The sequence below is a fragment of the Paenibacillus xylanexedens genome, assembly GCF_017874615.1.
Lineage (GTDB): Bacteria > Bacillota > Bacilli > Paenibacillales > Paenibacillaceae > Paenibacillus > Paenibacillus xylanexedens.
Window position 1 is genome coordinate 107,056 of the sequence record NZ_JAGIKV010000012.1, and the last position, 19,303, is coordinate 126,358.

Annotated in this window: 12 protein-coding genes; 10 read left to right on the forward strand and 2 right to left on the reverse strand. The window is 44.1% G+C overall.

The genetic code is table 11. The annotated features are described in order from the left end of the window. Nucleotides 1-115: 115 nt before the first annotated feature. The 6 genes from J2Z28_RS16885 (at nt 116) to J2Z28_RS16910 (ending at nt 7,527) form a co-directional block, all read left to right on the forward strand. Nucleotides 116-1,585 carry a sensor histidine kinase gene (locus tag J2Z28_RS16885; RefSeq protein WP_211083376.1) on the forward strand — a complete coding sequence of 490 codons (1,470 nt, stop codon included), beginning with the start codon at nt 116-118 and terminating at the stop codon, nt 1,583-1,585. Between the two features lie 6 nt (nt 1,586-1,591). Continuing rightward, nucleotides 1,592-2,284 carry a response regulator transcription factor gene (locus J2Z28_RS16890; protein WP_047843050.1) on the forward strand — a complete coding sequence of 231 codons (693 nt, stop codon included), beginning with the start codon at nt 1,592-1,594 and terminating at the stop codon, nt 2,282-2,284. Between the two features lie 119 nt (nt 2,285-2,403). Further along, the gene (locus J2Z28_RS16895; protein WP_211083377.1) at nt 2,404-3,912 is read left to right on the forward strand and encodes an S-layer homology domain-containing protein; all 1,509 of its coding nucleotides are present in this window, start codon (nt 2,404-2,406) and stop codon (nt 3,910-3,912) included. A 10-nt stretch (nt 3,913-3,922) separates the two neighbouring features. Continuing rightward, nucleotides 3,923-4,627, forward strand: coding sequence for an ankyrin repeat domain-containing protein (locus J2Z28_RS16900; protein ID WP_211083378.1), 705 nt, complete (start codon nt 3,923-3,925; stop codon nt 4,625-4,627). 312 nt (nt 4,628-4,939) lie between these two features. Then, nucleotides 4,940-5,653: a beta-glucanase gene (gene bglS / locus J2Z28_RS16905; RefSeq protein ID WP_211083379.1), complete on the forward strand. Its 714-nt coding sequence runs from the start codon at nt 4,940-4,942 to the stop codon at nt 5,651-5,653. 188 nt (nt 5,654-5,841) lie between these two features. After that, complete coding sequence (locus J2Z28_RS16910) at nt 5,842-7,527, forward strand: extracellular solute-binding protein (protein WP_211083380.1); 1,686 nt, start codon at nt 5,842-5,844, stop codon at nt 7,525-7,527. A 157-nt stretch (nt 7,528-7,684) separates the two neighbouring features. Here J2Z28_RS16910 and J2Z28_RS16915 read toward each other — a convergent pair whose 3' ends face one another. Further along, nucleotides 7,685-9,325, reverse strand: a complete 1,641-nt coding sequence (locus J2Z28_RS16915) for a response regulator (protein WP_211083381.1) — start codon at nt 9,323-9,325, stop codon at nt 7,685-7,687. Between the two features lie 11 nt (nt 9,326-9,336). Continuing rightward, nucleotides 9,337-11,046 carry a sensor histidine kinase gene (locus tag J2Z28_RS16920; RefSeq protein ID WP_211083382.1) on the reverse strand — a complete coding sequence of 570 codons (1,710 nt, stop codon included), beginning with the start codon at nt 11,044-11,046 and terminating at the stop codon, nt 9,337-9,339. 146 nt (nt 11,047-11,192) lie between these two features. Here J2Z28_RS16920 and J2Z28_RS16925 point away from each other — a divergent pair, with 146 nt between their 5' ends. From J2Z28_RS16925 to J2Z28_RS16940, 4 genes are all read left to right on the forward strand, one after another. After that, the gene (locus J2Z28_RS16925; protein WP_211083383.1) at nt 11,193-12,143 is read left to right on the forward strand and encodes an ABC transporter permease; all 951 of its coding nucleotides are present in this window, start codon (nt 11,193-11,195) and stop codon (nt 12,141-12,143) included. Nucleotides 12,144-12,158: 15 nt separating this feature from the next. Beyond that, the gene (locus J2Z28_RS16930; protein ID WP_017688354.1) at nt 12,159-13,037 is read left to right on the forward strand and encodes a carbohydrate ABC transporter permease; all 879 of its coding nucleotides are present in this window, start codon (nt 12,159-12,161) and stop codon (nt 13,035-13,037) included. A gap of 43 nt (nt 13,038-13,080) precedes the next feature. Then, nucleotides 13,081-17,538, forward strand: a complete 4,458-nt coding sequence (locus tag J2Z28_RS16935) for a carbohydrate binding domain-containing protein (protein WP_211083384.1) — start codon at nt 13,081-13,083, stop codon at nt 17,536-17,538. A gap of 364 nt (nt 17,539-17,902) precedes the next feature. After that, nucleotides 17,903-19,201, forward strand: a complete 1,299-nt coding sequence (locus J2Z28_RS16940) for an NCS2 family permease (RefSeq protein WP_017688352.1) — start codon at nt 17,903-17,905, stop codon at nt 19,199-19,201. The last annotated feature ends 102 nt before the right edge of the window (nt 19,202-19,303 follow it).

Here is a 19,303-nt window from a genome sequence, read left to right on the forward strand (position 1 = left end):
ACTGTCAACATATATAATGAAAAAGAAAGCTCTTTTTTACATATGGGCAATAGAATCCATCTTGTGTTAACATGTGCACTAACTAATCCAATTGTTTGCTTGAGAAGGGGAACCCATGTCAATTCGAATAAAAATGCTGCTGTCCTTCACGGGCATGCTTGTTATAAGTCTACTGTTCATCCTGCTTACGGCAAGTCTGTATACGATTGCGGCTACAGGGGATCTACAGAGTTTCCGTGATATATACAAGGTACATTATCAGATCAACCCCCTGACTGAACAGGGAGAATCGATCTTTCAAGAGATGAAGTTTCTGGCCAAAAATGACCCGGATGACCTGCAGAACAAGGTTTTGTTGCGTGAATATGATATGAAGCTTCGAGCTGAGAAGTCAGGGCTCTACATCAGACGAGAGAATAGTCAGATCTTCGAATCACTGACCTTCAACCAGCCAGAACTGAAGCAAGCACTGCCTGCCTATGATCTTAACAATTATCAGATTCGGAGCACCTTCAATATTGGTGAGCGATTTTACGCGTATGCAAAATTTGATTTTCAATATTCAGATGGGGAACGGGGGAGTATCTTTGTCATTCGTGAGAGAAGCCCCTTTGCGGAGCTTACTCGCAAGTTGCTGCCTGTGATGTCATTTCTGCTTATTGGCGTTCTCATCATTGCAAATCTGCTCTTGTTCCGCTGGATCACGCGCAGCTTCATTAAACCCTTGAATCAACTACGAAGTTCAGCCGAACATATTAAGGATGGCAATCTATCCTTTAAACTTCAGCTAAACTCCAATGATGAGGTTGGTCAACTCAGCGAAGCGTTTGAGAGCATGCGGAATCAATTACAGCTCTCCTATGCGTTACGTCAGCAGGACGAAGTGAACCGCAAAGAGCTTATCTCCAACATTTCGCATGATCTCCGTACGCCGATTACCAATATCAAAGGGTATATTGAGGGTATTCGTGACGGCGTGGCTAATACTCCGGAGAAAATGGAGAGTTATGTTAATATCATTCACTCCAAAGCAGTTAGCATGGATAAGCTGGTGGATGAACTGTTTTTGTATTCCAAGCTCGACTTGAACCAAGAACCTTTCCTGTTCAAGACAGTTGATCTCGCTGATTTCCTTGAAGATAGCATAGAAGAGCTGAGATATGATCTGGAGGATAAAGGTGTTGCCCTGGATTGGAATAACCAGGTGTCTGGTCCCGCTATGGCTGCTGTGGATCCGGAGAAGTTAAAACGTACCGTTGTTAATGTGGTGGATAATGCACTCAAATACATGGAGAATGAACATAAACGATTCGAGATTACACTTCAAGCTGATGAGAAATGGATTACGATGGGCTTTAAAGATAATGGCAGGGGAATACCTGAAGAGGCACTGCCTTATATATTTGAACGCTTCTATCGTGCAGAACAATCCCGGAATTCCTCAACGGGCGGAAGTGGGCTCGGGCTAGCAATTTCCCGCCAAATCATTGATGGACATGGGGGCTTCATCTGGGCTGAAAGCCAGCCCAATGATGGCACGAGTATATATATCAAACTGAAACGGCTGAGTGAAGAGAGGAACTAATAAGTAATGGCAAACATTTTGATCATTGAAGACGAAACAACGATTGCGGAACTGGAACGGGATTATTTTGAGCTCAACGGATTTTCGGTGGATCTCTGCCATACTGGAGATGAAGGTCTGAAGCAGGCACTGGAGGGGGACTATAATCTGATCATTGTTGATCTGATGCTTCCGGGACTCGACGGCTTCGAATGTTGCAGGCGCATTCGCGAGGTAAAAGAGGTGCCCATCCTTGTCGTTTCCGCGAAAAAGGAAGAAATCGATAAGATCCGGACATTTAATCTGGGAGTGGATGACTTTATTACAAAACCGTTCAGCCCAAGTGAGCTGGTTGCACGAGCAAAGGCTCATTTGACCCGATACGAGAGACTACTTGGCAAAAACAAACCAGCTGAGCAGGATGAAATCCACATTCGCGGACTTCATATTGATAAAGGATCACGCCGCGTTTTTGTTAATGGAGAAGAGGTGGCGATTACAACCAAGGAATTCGAGTTACTTGTATTTCTTGCGAGTCATCCCAACCGTGTATTCAGCAAATCCGATCTGTTCGAGCGGATCTGGGGCATGGATTCCACCGGAGACATTGCAACGGTTACCGTCCATATTCGCAAACTGCGGGGGAAGCTGGAGACAGACCCCAAAAATCCGGAGTATATTGAGACCGTCTGGGGTGCAGGCTACCGGTTTACTGCATAAGTTTCGTGAAAATTTAGAGCCAGTTTATATTTTGTTAATAACTTTAGCCTTGGGAGTTTCTTTTTGTCCTCTATTCTATAGATACAGGCAACTACAACCTATAGAGGAGGAACTCAACCATGAATTCTACAACCCGCAAAATCGCTACATTTCTAACCATAACTGCATTAGGTACAGCAGTGTTCCCGTTAACTGCGAATCAAGTACATGCAGCTACATACGTTACTAACATTGCGGCAACAACCACACAGCTTACCCAACAACAGATTGAAGCTGCTATCAAGGATCTGAATAGCTTGGGGATCATGAACGGGTATGCAGATCAATCTATGGGTGAACATCGAGCAATTACTCGTGCGGAGTTAGCTTCATTGGTTTTCAAAACGTTTAATTTGGAGAGCAAGACGGGAGAAACCGTAGAATTGACGGATGTGAATCCGAATGCATGGTATGCGCCATATGCGTCAAAGCTTGTTGAACTTGGCATCATGCAGGCTAACGATGGACAATTCAATCCGCAAACTCAAGTGTCGGATGCTGAACTCGAACAGGTCGTATCCAAAGCGATGCAACGTGATGTAAAGTCCGTTCACCATTGGATGAGCGAGTTCTACTCCGAGAACGGTACAGCAACGCGCGGCGAGACAGCAGTGCTGTTGCAAACTGCACACCAAGCTATTCCTTCGGAGCAAGCTCAAATCAAGAGCGTTAGATCACTGAATGCCATTACGTTAATTGTAACTTTTGACAAACCGCTGACAGCGGCGGATGAGGCTTTTGCCAAAGCACAAACGGACTTTGCGTTTAGTGGTGAGCTGACGTTGACCAATATGCCCCGTTTGAAAACAGGGTCGATTGCGACTTACATCGTTCCAACGTCCGTACAAGATGCTAGTGAAGTGTACAACCTGACTTACAAAGGCCAAGACGCTGGTTCCTTTGAAGGCAGTGCCACGAAAATAAACATGACAACGGTTAGTCAAGTAACGAATGATACATTCGAGATTGAAGCATTGCAAGTCAACAGTGTCGTGGATTATGGTTACATCATTTCGGCTTACAGCGGTGGTCGAGGAGCTAATGCATTCGTGCTGAATGATCAAGAGCAAGCAGGAGGCAAAACGGTTCAAATCATCTCTTCCATGCAGGCAAGACAAGTTGTAATTACGCCAGAAGGTGGCGAACCTATCGTTGCCAGATATGTTCCGTTCACGCAATCCACAGATGGCAAACAAGAACCGAAGTTCCGTTTGCCTGAGGGACAAACGCTGAAATCAGGTGTCACATATACGGTTTCTTCGGATTGGGCCAACATCGAAAATGCTTCATTTACAGCGAAATCGTTTGATGCACTAGTGGTTGCAAGTGCTCAAGCAGTGAGCGGAACATCCATTGAAGTTACACTTGACCAGGACCCTGGGGATGAACTGTTCTCTGGTCGAAGTGTAACGTTAACTTCAGCTAGCGGGGATGTTCTGACGGCCACTTATAAATATTCAAGTCGAAAAGGTGCGACGGGTGTATTCGACCTAACAAATGATGGGAAGTTGACTCCGGGTACTACGTATACAATAAACCCAGTTGGAGATTGGAGTATCGCTTCTTCGGTAACCTTGACACTGGAGTAAAGGAGGCAGTATGAGTAAATCACTGATCATCGTTGTCCTGATAAGCAGTATGTTGATCGTTCAAGGCTGCGTGCCTGAAATGATAAACGACTCTAACGTGGAGGAAAAGGCCATGACTTCACCAGATGAACAGCTATTCAAGGCAGTAGAGGACAGCGATACTGAACGCATCGAACAAATGATTCAAGCAGGTGCCAATATCAATGCTCAAGATCAGAGTGGACGAACCGCTACAATGATTGCAACCTACAATAATGATCTAACATCGGCTAAAGTTTTAATTGAAGCGGGGGCAGATGTGAATATACAGGACGATATGAAAAATACCCCGTTTCTGTATGCTGGCGCTGAAGGATACTTGGATATTTTGAAGCTGACAATCGAGGCGGGAGCGGACCCAGCGATAACGAATCGATATGGAGGGACAGCACTTATTCCAGCTTCGGAGCATGGATATGTGGATGTAGTGCAAGAACTACTGACTCAAACTTCGGTGGATGTGGACCATGTGAATCAATTGGGATGGACAGCACTACTCGAAGCGATCATTCTTAACGATGGCAATGCTCGGCAGCAGGAGACGATACAATTACTCATTGACCACGGAGCAGACGTAAACATATCGGACCGTGATGGGGTGTCACCACTCAGTCATGCGAAGAATAGTGGCTTTAAAGAAATTGAAGACATTTTGGTACAAGCTGGTGCGAAATAGAACCCTTTTAGGGTGAATAAATTAACAAACATATTGAGATATATGTAAAAATGGTTTTGATGGAGCGCCTGATTCCTTCTATGCTGAAGGGCAGGCGCTTCATTCAATCCATCTTATGTTTATGAAACTGGCTTAGTCTTAACATGACATGATTAGATACAAGAACGAGGATCTTAAAAATTGAATATCTCTGCTTTGAAGTTTGCTATAGTGTACCACCATGCTTCCGGATAAAATGGAAATACCAACCATGTAAGCGCTATCTATTATTGTGCCGCTTGTACATGTTGGAATCATTCATGGAGGTGTATGATGAAGAGGAAGTCTTGGTATACTTTGGCGGTAACTGGTGTAATCTCTTTGTTTTTTTCGGTAAGCGCTTTCGCGGGTTATGTGTTCTGGGAACCTCTAACCTATTTTAACGCAAGTACGTGGCAAAAAGCGGATGGGTATTCCAATGGGAGCATGTTTAACTGTACGTGGAGGGCTAACAATGTTAATTTCACAAGTGACGGCAAGCTTAAGCTTGGTTTGACCAGCTCTGCACAAAATAAGTTTGATTGTGGAGAGTACCGTTCCACGAATACGTATGGGTACGGCTTGTATGAAGTAAGTATGAAACCTGCCAAGAACACAGGTGTAGTATCGTCTTTTTTCACATACACAGGCCCTGCACATGGCACCCAATGGGATGAGATTGATATCGAATTTTTAGGAAAAGACACAACCAAAGTGCAGTTTAATTATTATACCAATGGGGTTGGTAATCATGAGAAGATTATCAATCTAGGTTTTGATGCATCCCAGGGCTTCCATACGTACGCATTTGACTGGCAGCCGGGACATATCAAATGGTATGTTGATGGTGTATTAAAGCATACGGCAACCAGCAATATTCCTAAAACACCCGGAAAAATCATGATGAACCTCTGGAATGGAACAGGAGTAGATAGCTGGCTCGGTCCTTATAACGGGGCCAATCCGCTCTATGCAGAGTACGATTGGGTCAGATATACGAGTAATTAAGCAGACTGAAGCAGCCGTTAGCGGCTGCTTTTTTATATATTCAGGCATTGTATTTATTCAATATATGTATTCAATATCCAATATCCTAAATTAATGCAATAAATGTTGCAATATTAGTATGGGCATAAATATCAAACATTCATTATGATTAACCTGTAAGCAACATTACATAGACTGGGGGAACGAAGTTGGACACAAGTAAAAAGAGACGAGTAGGCAGTTTGGTCATGATCGGTGTATTGGCCCTATCTGCAGCCTTGAGTGGGTGTAGTAACGGGAACGAAAAGAAAACTGAATCAAGTACACCAGCGACAACGTTGGAGCTCAAAAATGGGAAGTATGATCCACCTGTATCCATTACGTATTTACGACCATGGGGTCCAGACGTGAAGTTTAAGTCAGGCGAGGATCAGGATAACAACGTCCATACCAAATGGGCCAAGGAGAAACTCGGAATTGAGTTAAAAAACCAGTGGATATCTCCATCCACCAATAATGCATTTGAGACAAAACTGCGTCTATCGCTTGCTTCCAATGCGGACATGCCGGACATTATTTCGTATCGCGGCGAATTCAATCTGGTGCGTGAATTGATTGAGTCCGGAAAATTTGTCGATGCGGGCGAGTTGTTTGACAAATATGCCAGCGACACATGGAAAGCAGCCGTAAACGAAGATCCTTCCGTATGGTATCCATACATGCAAGATGGCAAAAAGATCGGTATTCCGATTCTGGACTATTCCTATAATGGTGATCCTGTCATGTGGATCCGTGAAGACTGGATGAAGAAATTCAATCTGGAAGCACCTAAAACTATAGATGATCTTGAAGTCATTATGGAAACGTTTACGAATCAAGATCCGGATGGCAATGGGAAGCAGGACACTTACGGACTCACCATTGGCTTCAAAAACTGGCTGAACACATGGATGTCAGAAGCTGGGTGGGTATTTGGCGCTTATGGTACAATGCCAAACCAATGGAATCTGACGGCAGACGGAAAACTTGAATACGGTTCCGTTACATCTGGTGCAAAACAGGCTTTGGCCAAATTACAGAGCTGGATGAGCAAAGGGTATATCCCGGAAGAAGCCGGCGTGTATGACGAGACAAAAGCAGCTGAAGAATTTACTGCCGGAAAAGCAGGTATTGTGGTCGGTCCTCACTGGATGCCATCCTGGCCGCTGGAGGATGTGAAGAAAAACAATCCTGAGGCTGAATACAAGGCGTATCCCATTCCTTCCGGTCCAAACGGTCAAGCAGGAAGACATGGTACGTCGAACGGAAACGGCGTAGTTCTGATTAACAAAGACATGAAGAATCCGGAAGCCTTTTTCACCTATCAGAACTATCTCTTTGATCACTATGCGAATCCTAAAGAGGGCGATGAGTTCGAGCATGGATTTGCGGAAGGATACGATTGGGTTATGGTAGATGGGAAACCATCAACCGATGCAAGTCTTACGGGTGGTTATGCTCCCGAGAAGTACACTTTGACTTTTGATGGAGCGCGTATTCCCAATCTAAGTATGACAACACTTGCCAAGCTGGCAAGCGGTGAAGAAGCAACTACACCGTTTGAGAAAAAAATCAAATCAGGTGTACCAGTACCTATGCTTGATGCAGCCAAGATTGTTTTGGATCAAAAGGATATCGTGTTCAATCAAATGTTTACCGGTGCACCTTCAATGACAATGCAGATGAACAATGACATTTTGACTAAGATGGAGAAAGACACCTTCTCTCAAATTGTATATGGCAAAACCTCTGTTGACGCGTTCGACTCATTTGTTGAGAAGTGGAAGTCTTCAGGTGGAGATCAGATTACGAAAGAAGTTAACGAGTGGTATGATTCCGTGAAAAGCGGAAAATAGGATGACGCAGGGCTGGCTGAATTGAATCATCGCGGCCACATAAGCACCAAAAAGGCATTGCAGGAGAAGATCTCCGGCAATGCCTTTTTGTATTTGATATGGAGAAGGGGGAAACCGGAGAGATTACTAGAACGTCAAGTCTGGTCTGTGTACTCTCTTAAACCGGCAGATTTTCCCGATATTCCTGCGGTGTAAGATCATAAAATTTCTTGAAAACTCGGATGAAATATGCGGTATTGTTGTAACCGACAAGTTCTGCAATCTCAAACACTTTGGCGGTTGATGTTCGCAAATGATAGGCTGCTTTCTCCATTCTTAACCGGTACACATAGGCAGTAAGTGCTTCACCTGTCTCCGCCTTGTATACCTTGGACAAGTAGACTGGGTGCAGATGCACATGGTGTGCAATTGCAGGCAGTGATACATCTCCAGCCAGATGAAGGTCGACAAAACTTTTGACGCTGCGCACAATGGTGCTGTGATTGTCTCTAAGCTCTTGTTCAGCATCATCTCGTATGTAATGAAGTGTACGCACGGACCAGTCCTGTAGCTGCTGCGCAGTGGAATAGCTGGGAGCTTGAAAGTAACGATAGGACTCTGCTGGAATCAAAGAAGAGATTTGTTTGCCATTTTTATGAATGATGTACGCAAACGCCCCCGCTATAGCAAAATACACCTCAAAAGTTGACTCAGCAATATCATGATGTTCATTGGAATGCAGCAGTTCCTCAAAAATGTGCTCGATTTTCTGTTCCACATCTTCAAAGCGACCAGCTTCGAGCAGGCTAATCAACGTTGGCGGCTGATACAGCGACCTAATCGTATGTAGAGGATTGGCATCCGTTTCATCGGAAGCGGTGACAAACAAACCTTGCACCTGACCCATCCGTTTACGCATGGACATAACCGTTCGCTCATAGAGTTCTCCAATTTCGTGGGGAAACTTGCCCCAACTGGAGACGGAAATGGAGATTGCACCTTTCAGGTATAACTGAACATTGGTTTGAATCTGGGCAGCATACTGCTCAAGCAATGTCTGAGGCGTCTCACTCCGGCTATAACTCATCGTTGTGGAATGTTTCATGCTTACCAGAACAACAATGTAATCGTGCACGTCACGTGTATGCCAGATATGAAAATGATTATGCATTACTTCACTTATGATATTACATATCGCATATTCCATTAGGGCCAGGTCGCCGTGTGCCATATCGGATAGATGTTTCTCCATACGGATAATCAGCATGCCGAGATCTTCTCCTACGGAGTAGGGAAGCTCCAGCAGATCAAGCTTGTCTGCCAGCGTCTTCTGATCATAGACTTTTCCAGTCAGCAACTCATGCAGCATCGTGGATTGAAGCAATGGCAGATGATCCTGAAAGGCGTGTAAGGCTCTTTGATGAGATGCTGCGGTTTCCCACTTTTCTTTAATTCGATGAACAAGACGTTGCACGGATTCGATCAGATCTTCATCACTAACAGGTTTCAGCAAGTAATCGAAGCTTTCCTGCGCAATGGCCTGTTTCGCATATTCAAAGTCGGCGTGACCTGATAACAGAATTGTCTGCACATGCGGCCACTTTTCATGAATCGCTGTAATCAGTGCAATGCCTGACATTTCGGGCATACGTATATCCGTAATTACAATGTCAATGTCGTGGTTGTCCATAATTTCCAGCGCTACTGCACCGGATAAGGCTTCATGAACTGTACCGATCCCGCAGCTTTCCCACGGAATGGTCTCTGCCAGCGTTTCCACGACGGAACGTTCATCGTCAACTAATAATATTTGCAGCATGGGTCGTTCACCTACTTGTCTGTATTGTCGTGCCACGTGATGTTAACTTTAATCCCACCCATTGAAGAATGATCATAAGATAGTCCAGATCCTTCACCGTACAGAAAAGATAAACGCTGATGGACATTCCATGTACCACATCCCATATTCTCATCCAGCGGTTTAAGAAGATTATCTCTCAGATGATCAAGCTGTTTCTCGGACATGCCAAGCCCGCTGTCCTCCACGATAATCGTGTACACATCATCCTCGCAGTCCGCATAGATTTTAATCTCACCATCTACCGATTTGGGCTCCAGACCATGAATAATAGCGTTCTCAATAATAGGCTGGAGGGTTAGTCTGGGAACTGTTTTATCTAAAATATCATGGGGCACGTCGATTGTAAAATGCATTCGTTCGAGACGCAGTGACTGGATTTCCAAATAATTTTTGACCATCGTCAGCTCTTCACGAAGCGTGGCTTGATCCTTTTCGGACCTGGTTATGTATCGGTAATACTCCCCCAGATTCAGTGCCATGGCTACCACGGCCTTTTCATTTTTCATTCGGGCCATGTTCTTGATATAGAACAGACAGTTATATAGAAAATGCGGATTAATCTGCGATTGCAACTGTTTGAGCGTGGCTTCCCGACTTCGTAATTTCTCCTCATATACATTCTCGATTAATTCTTGAATTCGTTGAGCCATGATGTTGAAACGTGCAAATAACAGGCTGAACTCATTGCGTGCAGAATGATGAAGCCGAACGGAAAAGTCCCCGGTGGACAAGCGATTTGTCCCTTTCACCAACTGTAAGAGCGGAAGCTGTACACTTCGGTAGAGTGTATATAATACAACAACGCTCATCACGATCAGAACGGCAATTGAAGCGTAAAAGAGATTCCGGCTGCTCGTAATCGGTTTCAAAATTTGCTGCATAGGCACATAGTCAACATAATACCAGCCGAGGCTCTTGGATTGAATGTAGGAGACGTAATATTCCGTTTTGTTCAACGTTGTACTGAACCCACCACTGGCCTGCAGTTTTGCTTCTTTCAGGGAAGGCAGGATTGCGTTCAAGGTTTCCTTTCCAGAACTATTGCTAATTAATCCATAATCGGGATGGAACATGAACGGGTCACCTTTATTACTTAACTTGTTTTGATTAAGAAGTGCAGTTAAGTGATGAACTGGAAAACTGATTTTGGTAATCAATCTGGCTTTGCCAGGTCTCGCCATCGCTGTCGTTGGATCGGTAGTGTACCAGATAAACTGATTGTCGGCATAGGTCCAGGATTGCGAGAGAGGCTCCTTAAATTCATCATCCCTGTATGGAATGTAAGCATAATAATCCGTTGATATCACTTTTTGCATCCGCGGGAAGTATAGTGTGATGGTCGAATGCCATTTGCTTGCTGCGTTGTACAGATTCATCTTTTCCAGAATGGCACTTCCAACTTTCACACGTTCATAGGGAATGTCCTTATAGTCGGGACGTTGATATTCCTGAATACTCGAATCTTGCCCAATAGACATCCCATACAATGACAGTTGGTAAATATTGGATTCTACTGAGTCAGCAAATGTCGAGAGATGATTCATCGTATTGTTTTGAATCTCGTGTTCGATAACACGCACGCTTTCCCGGTTCGAGTATGTATAGAGAAACAGCACCAGAATAAGCAGCATCACAAACAACAGTGTAATTTTGGTAAAGACATTCAAGCGTGTGAACAAAGTCCAACCTCCTTAATCTTATTAAAATATTGATATCGTTGTTGCAATATTAGGATATAGATCACAAATTTCCATTGCTATAATTTTAATATACAAGTTCACGATGACTTGTAAAATACAAAATTTAGAACATGGGGGATGCAGGAGTGAAGGAACATACGTTAGAAACGCCGCATAAACGGCGCTCCACCAGGGTTAAACAGCGCTGGAATATGCAACGGAACTGGACTTTGCATATGATGCTCATTCCAGCTGTATTGCTGGCACTGGTGTTTCAGTACATACCGATGGGTGGCATTGTAATTGCTTTTCAGGATTTCAAACCATACTTGGGATTTTCTGAATCCAAATGGGTGGGTTGGGACAATTTCCGATATTTATTCTTATATCCGGACGTAGGTCAGGTGATCTGGAATACGCTGGTCATTGCATTTTTCAAAATCATCGCAGGACTGTTCGCTCCATTCCTGTTTGCCATTTTGCTCAATGAAGTGCGCTTGACGGCATTCAAGAGAGTGAGTCAAACGCTTGTGTATCTACCGCATTTCCTATCATGGGTTATTCTCGGTGGTATTCTGCTCGATATCCTGTCTCCTCAGGGCGGCATGGTCAACCAGCTTGTCGTAGCCTTTGGCGGAGAACCGATCTTCTTCCTGGGAGATGGTACATGGTTCCGAATAACACTGATCCTCAGTGATGTGTGGAAAGAATTTGGTTTTGGTACGATCGTATTTCTGGCTTCTCTCTCAGGAATTAATCCTGCACTCTACGAGGCTGCCGAGGTGGATGGGGCCAACCGATTTAAACAGACGCTGTACATTACGATTCCGGCATTAATGCCGATTACAATCGTACTGATGACACTCTCTATCGGCAATATCCTGAACGCCGGTTTTGATCAGGTGTTCAACTTGTACAATCCGCTTGTTTATGACAAAGGCGACATCATTGACACCTTTGTATATCGACTCGGGATTCTGAACGGGAAGATGAGTTTTGCCACAGCAGTAGGGTTGTTCAAATCTGTGGTTGCTACCATTTTGATTGTTATATCTTACAGAATGGCTTACAAACTAGCTAATTATCGAGTTTTCTAGAGAGGAGAAAAGGGCTTGTATTATAAAACAAAAGGATACCGCATATTCAGCATCGCTAACTATACTTTTCTTGGGATATTATCGATACTCTGCATTTTACCAATTATTCATATATTGGCTGTTTCATTCAGCAGTATGGCGCCAGCATCATCAAACCTGGTTACCTTCTGGCCCATTGGGTTCACAACCGACGCATATGTAAAAACATTCGGGAATTCAAACTTCATCAACTCCTTGATCGTATCACTTAAACGGACTGTAATTGCGACGATCATTGGTATGGTCATCATGCTCTTAACCGCATTTCCGTTGTCGAAGGAAGACATCAGTTTTAAAGGTCGCTCCTTATATACGTGGTTTTTCGTATTTACCATTTTGTTCAGCGGCGGTTTGATTCCAAGTTACATTCTGATCCAGAAGCTTGGCCTGATGAATACAATCTGGGCGCTTATTCTGCCTGGCGCACTGTCCGTGTGGAACGTTATTCTCATGATGAACTTCTTCCGCGGTCTGCCCAAAGAACTTGAGGAAGCAGCTTATTTGGATGGAGCAGGTCATATCAAAACGTTGATTCTGGTCTACGTGCCACTGTCTCTACCAGCTATAGCAACCTTGTCCTTATTTACGATGGTGTATCAGTGGAACTCCTGGTTCGACGGCATGATCTATATGTCCGATATTAAAAATTATCCACTTGCTTCTCTATTACAGACCATTATCGTTCAGCAAGATCTCAGCAAAATCAACGTCGATCCTTCCATGTTGGAGAATATCTCGCAGCGAACCGTACGTGCAGCACAGATCTTTATCGGCGCGCTTCCGATCCTGATGGTATACCCGTTTTTACAACGTTTCTTCGTTAAGGGGATCGTTATTGGAGCAGTCAAGGAATAGGCTATGCAAATGCAAGGATAACTGAGCTGAGGGAGGAAGAAGGATGAGAAAAGGACTGGCATGTATGGTGGCATGGAGTTTAATGGCTTCTCTCGTTTATCCAGCAACTGCTGGAGCAGAAAGTGTACAGGGTCAAGCGGAGGTGGGAAATGTGCAGGCAAAAAGCCTGCACTTCTCTGTTCCCTATACAGACCTGACGGGGCATTGGTCACAATCTGCAGTTACACGTTTGCAAGACTTGAATTTATTGAAAGGTTATACGGACGGTACGTTCAAGCCCAGTCAGGTCATTAGCCGAGCTGAATTCGTCATGATTCTGGATCGGGCCTTTGGTTTCACCGGTAATGTGGCGACTGGTTCATATGCGGATATGACTTCAGACGATTGGTACTATGACGTGATGGTACGAGCGAATGGTTCTGGCATCATCGAAGGGACAGACCGTGAACATCTGTCACCACAACAACCGATTACACGCCAAGATGCAGCGGTTATGGTAGATCGAGCTTTTCAACTTTCAGCGGCTACAAATGAAGATAGTGAACAATTGAAATTTGAGGATGCAGATGATATTTCTAGTTATGCAAAGAAAGCGCTTACCTATCTGGTGAACGAAAATATTCTTAAAGGTTTCCAAGGCAAATTAAATCCCAAAGCCCCGATTACACGAGCGGAGACGGCAGAGTTACTGTCAGCGATGATTGCAGATGTAAAAAGCACTCCTGGAACATATGAGTCCCGGGTAGATGGCAACTTGATTATTAAATCAACGGATATCACGTTGAAAAATATGGTTGTCAATGGAAATCTGCTACTGGCAGAAGGCATTGGCGAGGGATCTGTTGTTCTTCAGGACGTAACTGTCACAGGAAGTGTCATCATTAAAGGCGGAGGCAGTCATTCCATCAACATTAACAACTCCAAGCTGAATCGAGTAGTCGTTGACAAACGTGGGGAACCCGTCAGAGTTGCCATTACGGAAGAAAGTAACATTCAGGAGATGCATGTAAAGCAGAAATCCATTCTGGAGATCTCTTCAAACAGCCTGATTGATTCCATGAATATTCATGCAGAAGCGAGTCAGACTCGAATGGATACCAAAGGTACGGTCCAAAAATTGAGTGTAGATGCCGATGATGTTGTGATCAACGGAGAGAAAGTAAAACAAGGATTGCGCACATCCATGGTGGGTGAAGCCCAACAACCTGCTTCATCGCAGCCTGGTGGTTCAACAAGTGTGACAAGTACACCCACACCATCTTCTCCAGACGGGCAATCACCGTCTACACCATCAACACCAAGCAATCCGGCTGGCGAAAAACCGGTTCCAGCAACAACGATTCCGCATGATCAATGGGAGCTGATCTGGAATGATGAGTTTAACGGACCTTCGATTGATTCTTCCAAATGGACCGTGCAGGATACAGGACTCGTTTATAACAATGAAATGCAATATTACAGCCCCGATAACACTCGAATTACAAAAGATCAGAATCGAAGCGTGTTGCAGATTGAAGCAAAAAAGGGTCCGAAAAACGGAAAGGATTACAGCTCTGGCAAACTGATCTCCATGGGAAAAGGCGACTGGACCTACGGTAAAGTAGTTGTACGTGCGAAGCTTCCTATTGATAAAGGCATGTGGCCTGCCATATGGATGATGCCAACAGATGAAGCACATTATGGTGGATGGCCTGCCTCTGGAGAAATCGATATTATGGAGCTAATTGGTGGCAAAGAGAGTAATAACAAGGTATATAGCACATTGCATTATGACAGTGTGAAGCCTGACGGTTCCCATGGACATGATCAGGGAAGCCTTACTCTTCCGAAGGGAGAAACTTTTGCTGACGATTATCATGATTTCCAGGTAGAATGGTTGCCGGGTATGATTCGTTTCTATGTGGATGGAAAGCTGCATCATGAAGTGACCAACTGGCAAACGAAGGCCGCGGGCCAACCCGAGTATTATACATTTCCTGCACCATTTGATCGTCCATTCTATCTGATTCTGAATCTGGCAGTTGGAGGAGACTGGCCGGGGGCACCTGAAAGCAACTTCACTTCCGAAAAGATGAATGTTGACTTTGTGCGAGTATATTCTTACAAAAATCTAGACACATGGCCTGATGTAACAACAAATCCCATCGAGCCTGCGCAACAGCGTGACCCACAAGCCGATGGCAATCAAATATACAATGATCGTTTTGCGGAAGGGTCTGCAGACAATGGAGTGCCTCTTCAGTGGAAATTCATCACAAATGCTGATGGAGCTGGCAGTGTCAAAGTTGTAACGGATGAGCAGAAAGGGAAAGCAGCAGAAGTTACCATTGATGCATCGGGTACTGAAAACTACTCGGTTCAACTCACTCAGATGCCGATGTACATCAAGAAAAACAAAAAGTACAAGATACAATTTGATGCGAAAGCATCTGCTAACCGTACAATCATGTCCAAACTGAACCAATTTGAAAAAAGCTGGACCAATTATTCGGATGATAACACCTTTGAACTCACGACAGATTGGCAATCCTATGACTATACCTTCAATATGCGGGATGGCACGGATAACAATGCCAGATTCGAATTTAATCTGGGGTTGGATGATACAACCGTTTGGTTTGCCAATGTCAGACTGATCGAGGTGGGTGAAGCTGATCCGTTAACTGTCGAACGAAACGCGTTACCTGATGGCAACTTTATTTACAATGGCACATTCGATCAGGGCAAGGAGCGTCTGGGATTCTGGTCAAGCAGCATTCAGGACAGTGCGGCAGCCAATATAAGTGTAAATAACTTTTCGGAATTCCCGATTATGGAGCGTCAGCTGGTTGTTGATGTTACTCAAACGAATGGTGACCCACAGCAAGTTTCGGTAAACCAACCGGATTTGAAGCTGGAAGCGAATACAACGTATGGTTTCTCCTTAGATGCCAAGGCAGATACAACGCGAAGCATCGACATTGATGTTGTCAGTAGTAATGGGCATACGGTACAGGTTCATCAAGGGCAAAACCTCTCCTTGAACCAAGAAATGAAAACATTTACTGGAGAAATCATCATTGGAGATGGAGCACCAATCGCACAATCCGAGTTAAGACTGTTATTCGGCAGTTCTGAAGGTAAGGTATATGTGGACAATGTTCGTCTGACTAAACGCGGAAAACCTCTGTCAGTGAATGGCTACGCACATGTACCGGCAACCGAAGCCTGGATGATGCAGGGCTTACAACTGGAGGACTCCGTAGAAGGAGGAAAACATGTCAGTTACATGGATCAGGGAGATCTGCTGCAATATAAAATCGATGTAGCTCAGGACGGAGTATATGTTCTGTCTGCCCGAATGGCCAGTGGAAAAAGTGATTCCAAGGTTCAGTTCAGCATTCAGGATGAACAAGGGACAACCGTTGCACAATCAGACCTGAGTCTCGGAGACACGGGTGGATGGCAAGCATATCAAACGGTGTATTTTCCAGGGGTCAACTTGACAGCAGGCAAACCCTATTATGTGAATTTTGAAGGAGCAGATTATAATACACGTTGGGTGGATATTTCACAAAACAAAATTCAGAACAGTGAGCTAACAGCTGATCTGAAGCATTGGGAGCTAATTCCTAATGATCTGACAGCATCACATGACGAGGGCGAAGGATTAACGGTTAAATTGCCTGGTACAAGTGAACATTGGTGGGATGCTTTGTTGCAACAAGGTCAGATCAAACTGGATGCAAACAAAACGTACCGACTTACCTTGGAGGCATCTGCTTCAAGTCCTAAATCCATGCAAGCGGTTCTTTCTCAGAATGCAGGGGATTTTGTGAAGTATTTTGAAGAAGAAGTGGAATTAACCGCGGATCAAAAGTCATATACTTACACCTTCACTATGAGGGATAGCTCCGATTCGGCAGCTATGCTTGCATTTGGATTAGGATATCCGCTCTCTACAGGTGAACACTCGATTCACATTAATAACGTCCAATTATATGAAGTGAATCCGAATGCAGATCAAGGAGGGCAGCCTGCTCATGTTAATCTTATTCCTAATGGAGACTTCTCCAAAGGTAAGGAAGGTTGGTTTACCCACGCGGATGGTAATGCAGCGGACCTTGAGATGCAAGTCAACAATCAACAGCTTCAAGCCAAAATTGGTCATGCAGGACAGCATCCATGGGATCGTCAAGTCATCAATGAAGGATTTGGCATACAGCAAGGTTTTAAATATAAATTAACGTTTAAAGCCAAAGCGGAGAAGTCCAGGAAATTGGGTTTGGGGATTGGATGGGTTGATGCAGCTGCCAACTATGAATGGCATGGTTTCTTTGGGGCACGAGTTGATTTGACTCCAGAAGAACAGGAGTTCACGTTTACATTTGATGCAACAGAAGCCAGTTATGCGAATACTCGAATTTCATTTGATCTGGGTAACATTGATGGTCTGCAAGATGGCAACACAACCGTCTCATTATCCGAGGTCAGCTTGATTAATCTGGGTCCTGCCAATTAGCTTTTGAATTCTCTATATAATGAAGAATCCGATTCCGGTATATTGGAATCGGATTTTTTGACAATCTTTCCATCTCTATTCTAAAAACGAATGAATACAAGATATAATGTCTGTATAGTTCGTAAATAACTGTGAACAAATCGTTAATTCATTGACATTGCATGTGATTTTAATTAGAATACGAAATGGACTTCAGGTTGAAAACAGATATGAGTATCTTTATGTTTAGTTTAGAGCTTAGCTGTTGAATCTTTAAATCCTAACAACGAATATAGGAGCGACAATATTACAATCCTATATAAAGATTAGGATTTTTTGTTTTTAGCTTTGGAGTATAATTTGAAAGTTGGAGGCTGGCTTTACCATGGACAAATGGTTCAAACTTAAAGAACGAGGCACGACCATCCCCACAGAAATTATCGCAGGGGTTACAACATTTTTCACAATGGTATACATAGTTATCGTAAACCCAGGAATACTCAGCAGCACAGGCATGGACTTTAACGGAGTATTCATAGCAACGGTACTGGCAAGTATCGTGGGAACTCTGATTATGGGAATATGGTCCAATTATCCAATCGTCATCGCGCCGGGTATGGGCCTGAATGCATTCTTTGCCTATAGCGTAGTTGCCGGATATGGCGTATCTTGGCAGGTTGCACTGGGAGCTGTATTTATAGCAGGGATTCTGTTTATTATTTTATCACTGACTTCATTCCGTTACATGTTGCTTGATGCAATTCCTGCTAGCTTAAAACATGCCATAACCGCAGGGATCGGATTGTTTATTACAACGGTAGGTTTGCAAAATGCCGGGATTATTGCCGATTCAGAATCGAATTTGATTACGATCGGGAACTTGGCTGAGCCGATGGCTTATCTGACCATTATCGGATTGATTATTACCGTTGTGCTGATGGCTTACAATGTGAAAGGTTACCTTTTCATCGGAATGGTGGTAACAGCGATACTTGCCTGGATCATGGGACTATTCCAAATGCCGGAATCGATTGTATCCATGCCGCAAGGCCTCGCTTCAACGGCTTTGCAACTGGATCTGGCAGGGGTATTCTCGAATGGTTTATATACAATCATATTTACCTTCTTGTTGATCACACTGTTTGATACGACGGGCACGATGCTCGGCGTTGCTGAACAAGCAGGATTGCTTAAGGATGGTAAATTTCCACGTTCGCGTGGCGCATTATTGGCAGATGCCGTAGGAACAACTAGTGGTGCTTTACTCGGAACAAGTCCAACATCGGCTTACATCGAGTCCAGCACAGGGGTAGCTGCAGGAGGAAGAACGGGACTGACAGCGGTAACGGTAAGTGTGCTGCTTGCGCTGACCTTGTTCTTCACACCGATCGTAAGTGTAATATCAAGCATTCCGGCGATCACTTCTCCGGCACTGATCATTGTTGGATACTTTATGATTAACGTTATCAGCAAAATCAAATGGGATGATCTCGAAGAAGCATTTCCTGCTTTCCTGATTATCATCCTTACTCCATTGACGCATAGTATTGCGACAGGCATCGGCGTAGGTTTCATCTTCTATCCGGTACTCAAGCTGCTTCGTGGAAAAGGTAAAGATGTTCATCCAATCTTCTACATTTTTGCGGTATTGTTCTTCATTCAGCTTGTGTTCCTGGACCACTAAAACTGTCTTATCCTATGGAGAACTGCTCTCAACAAGCAGCTCTCTTTTTTTTACTTGTTCATACTCCGTTCATATTCCCGTCACGAAGGGGACATCTTTCAT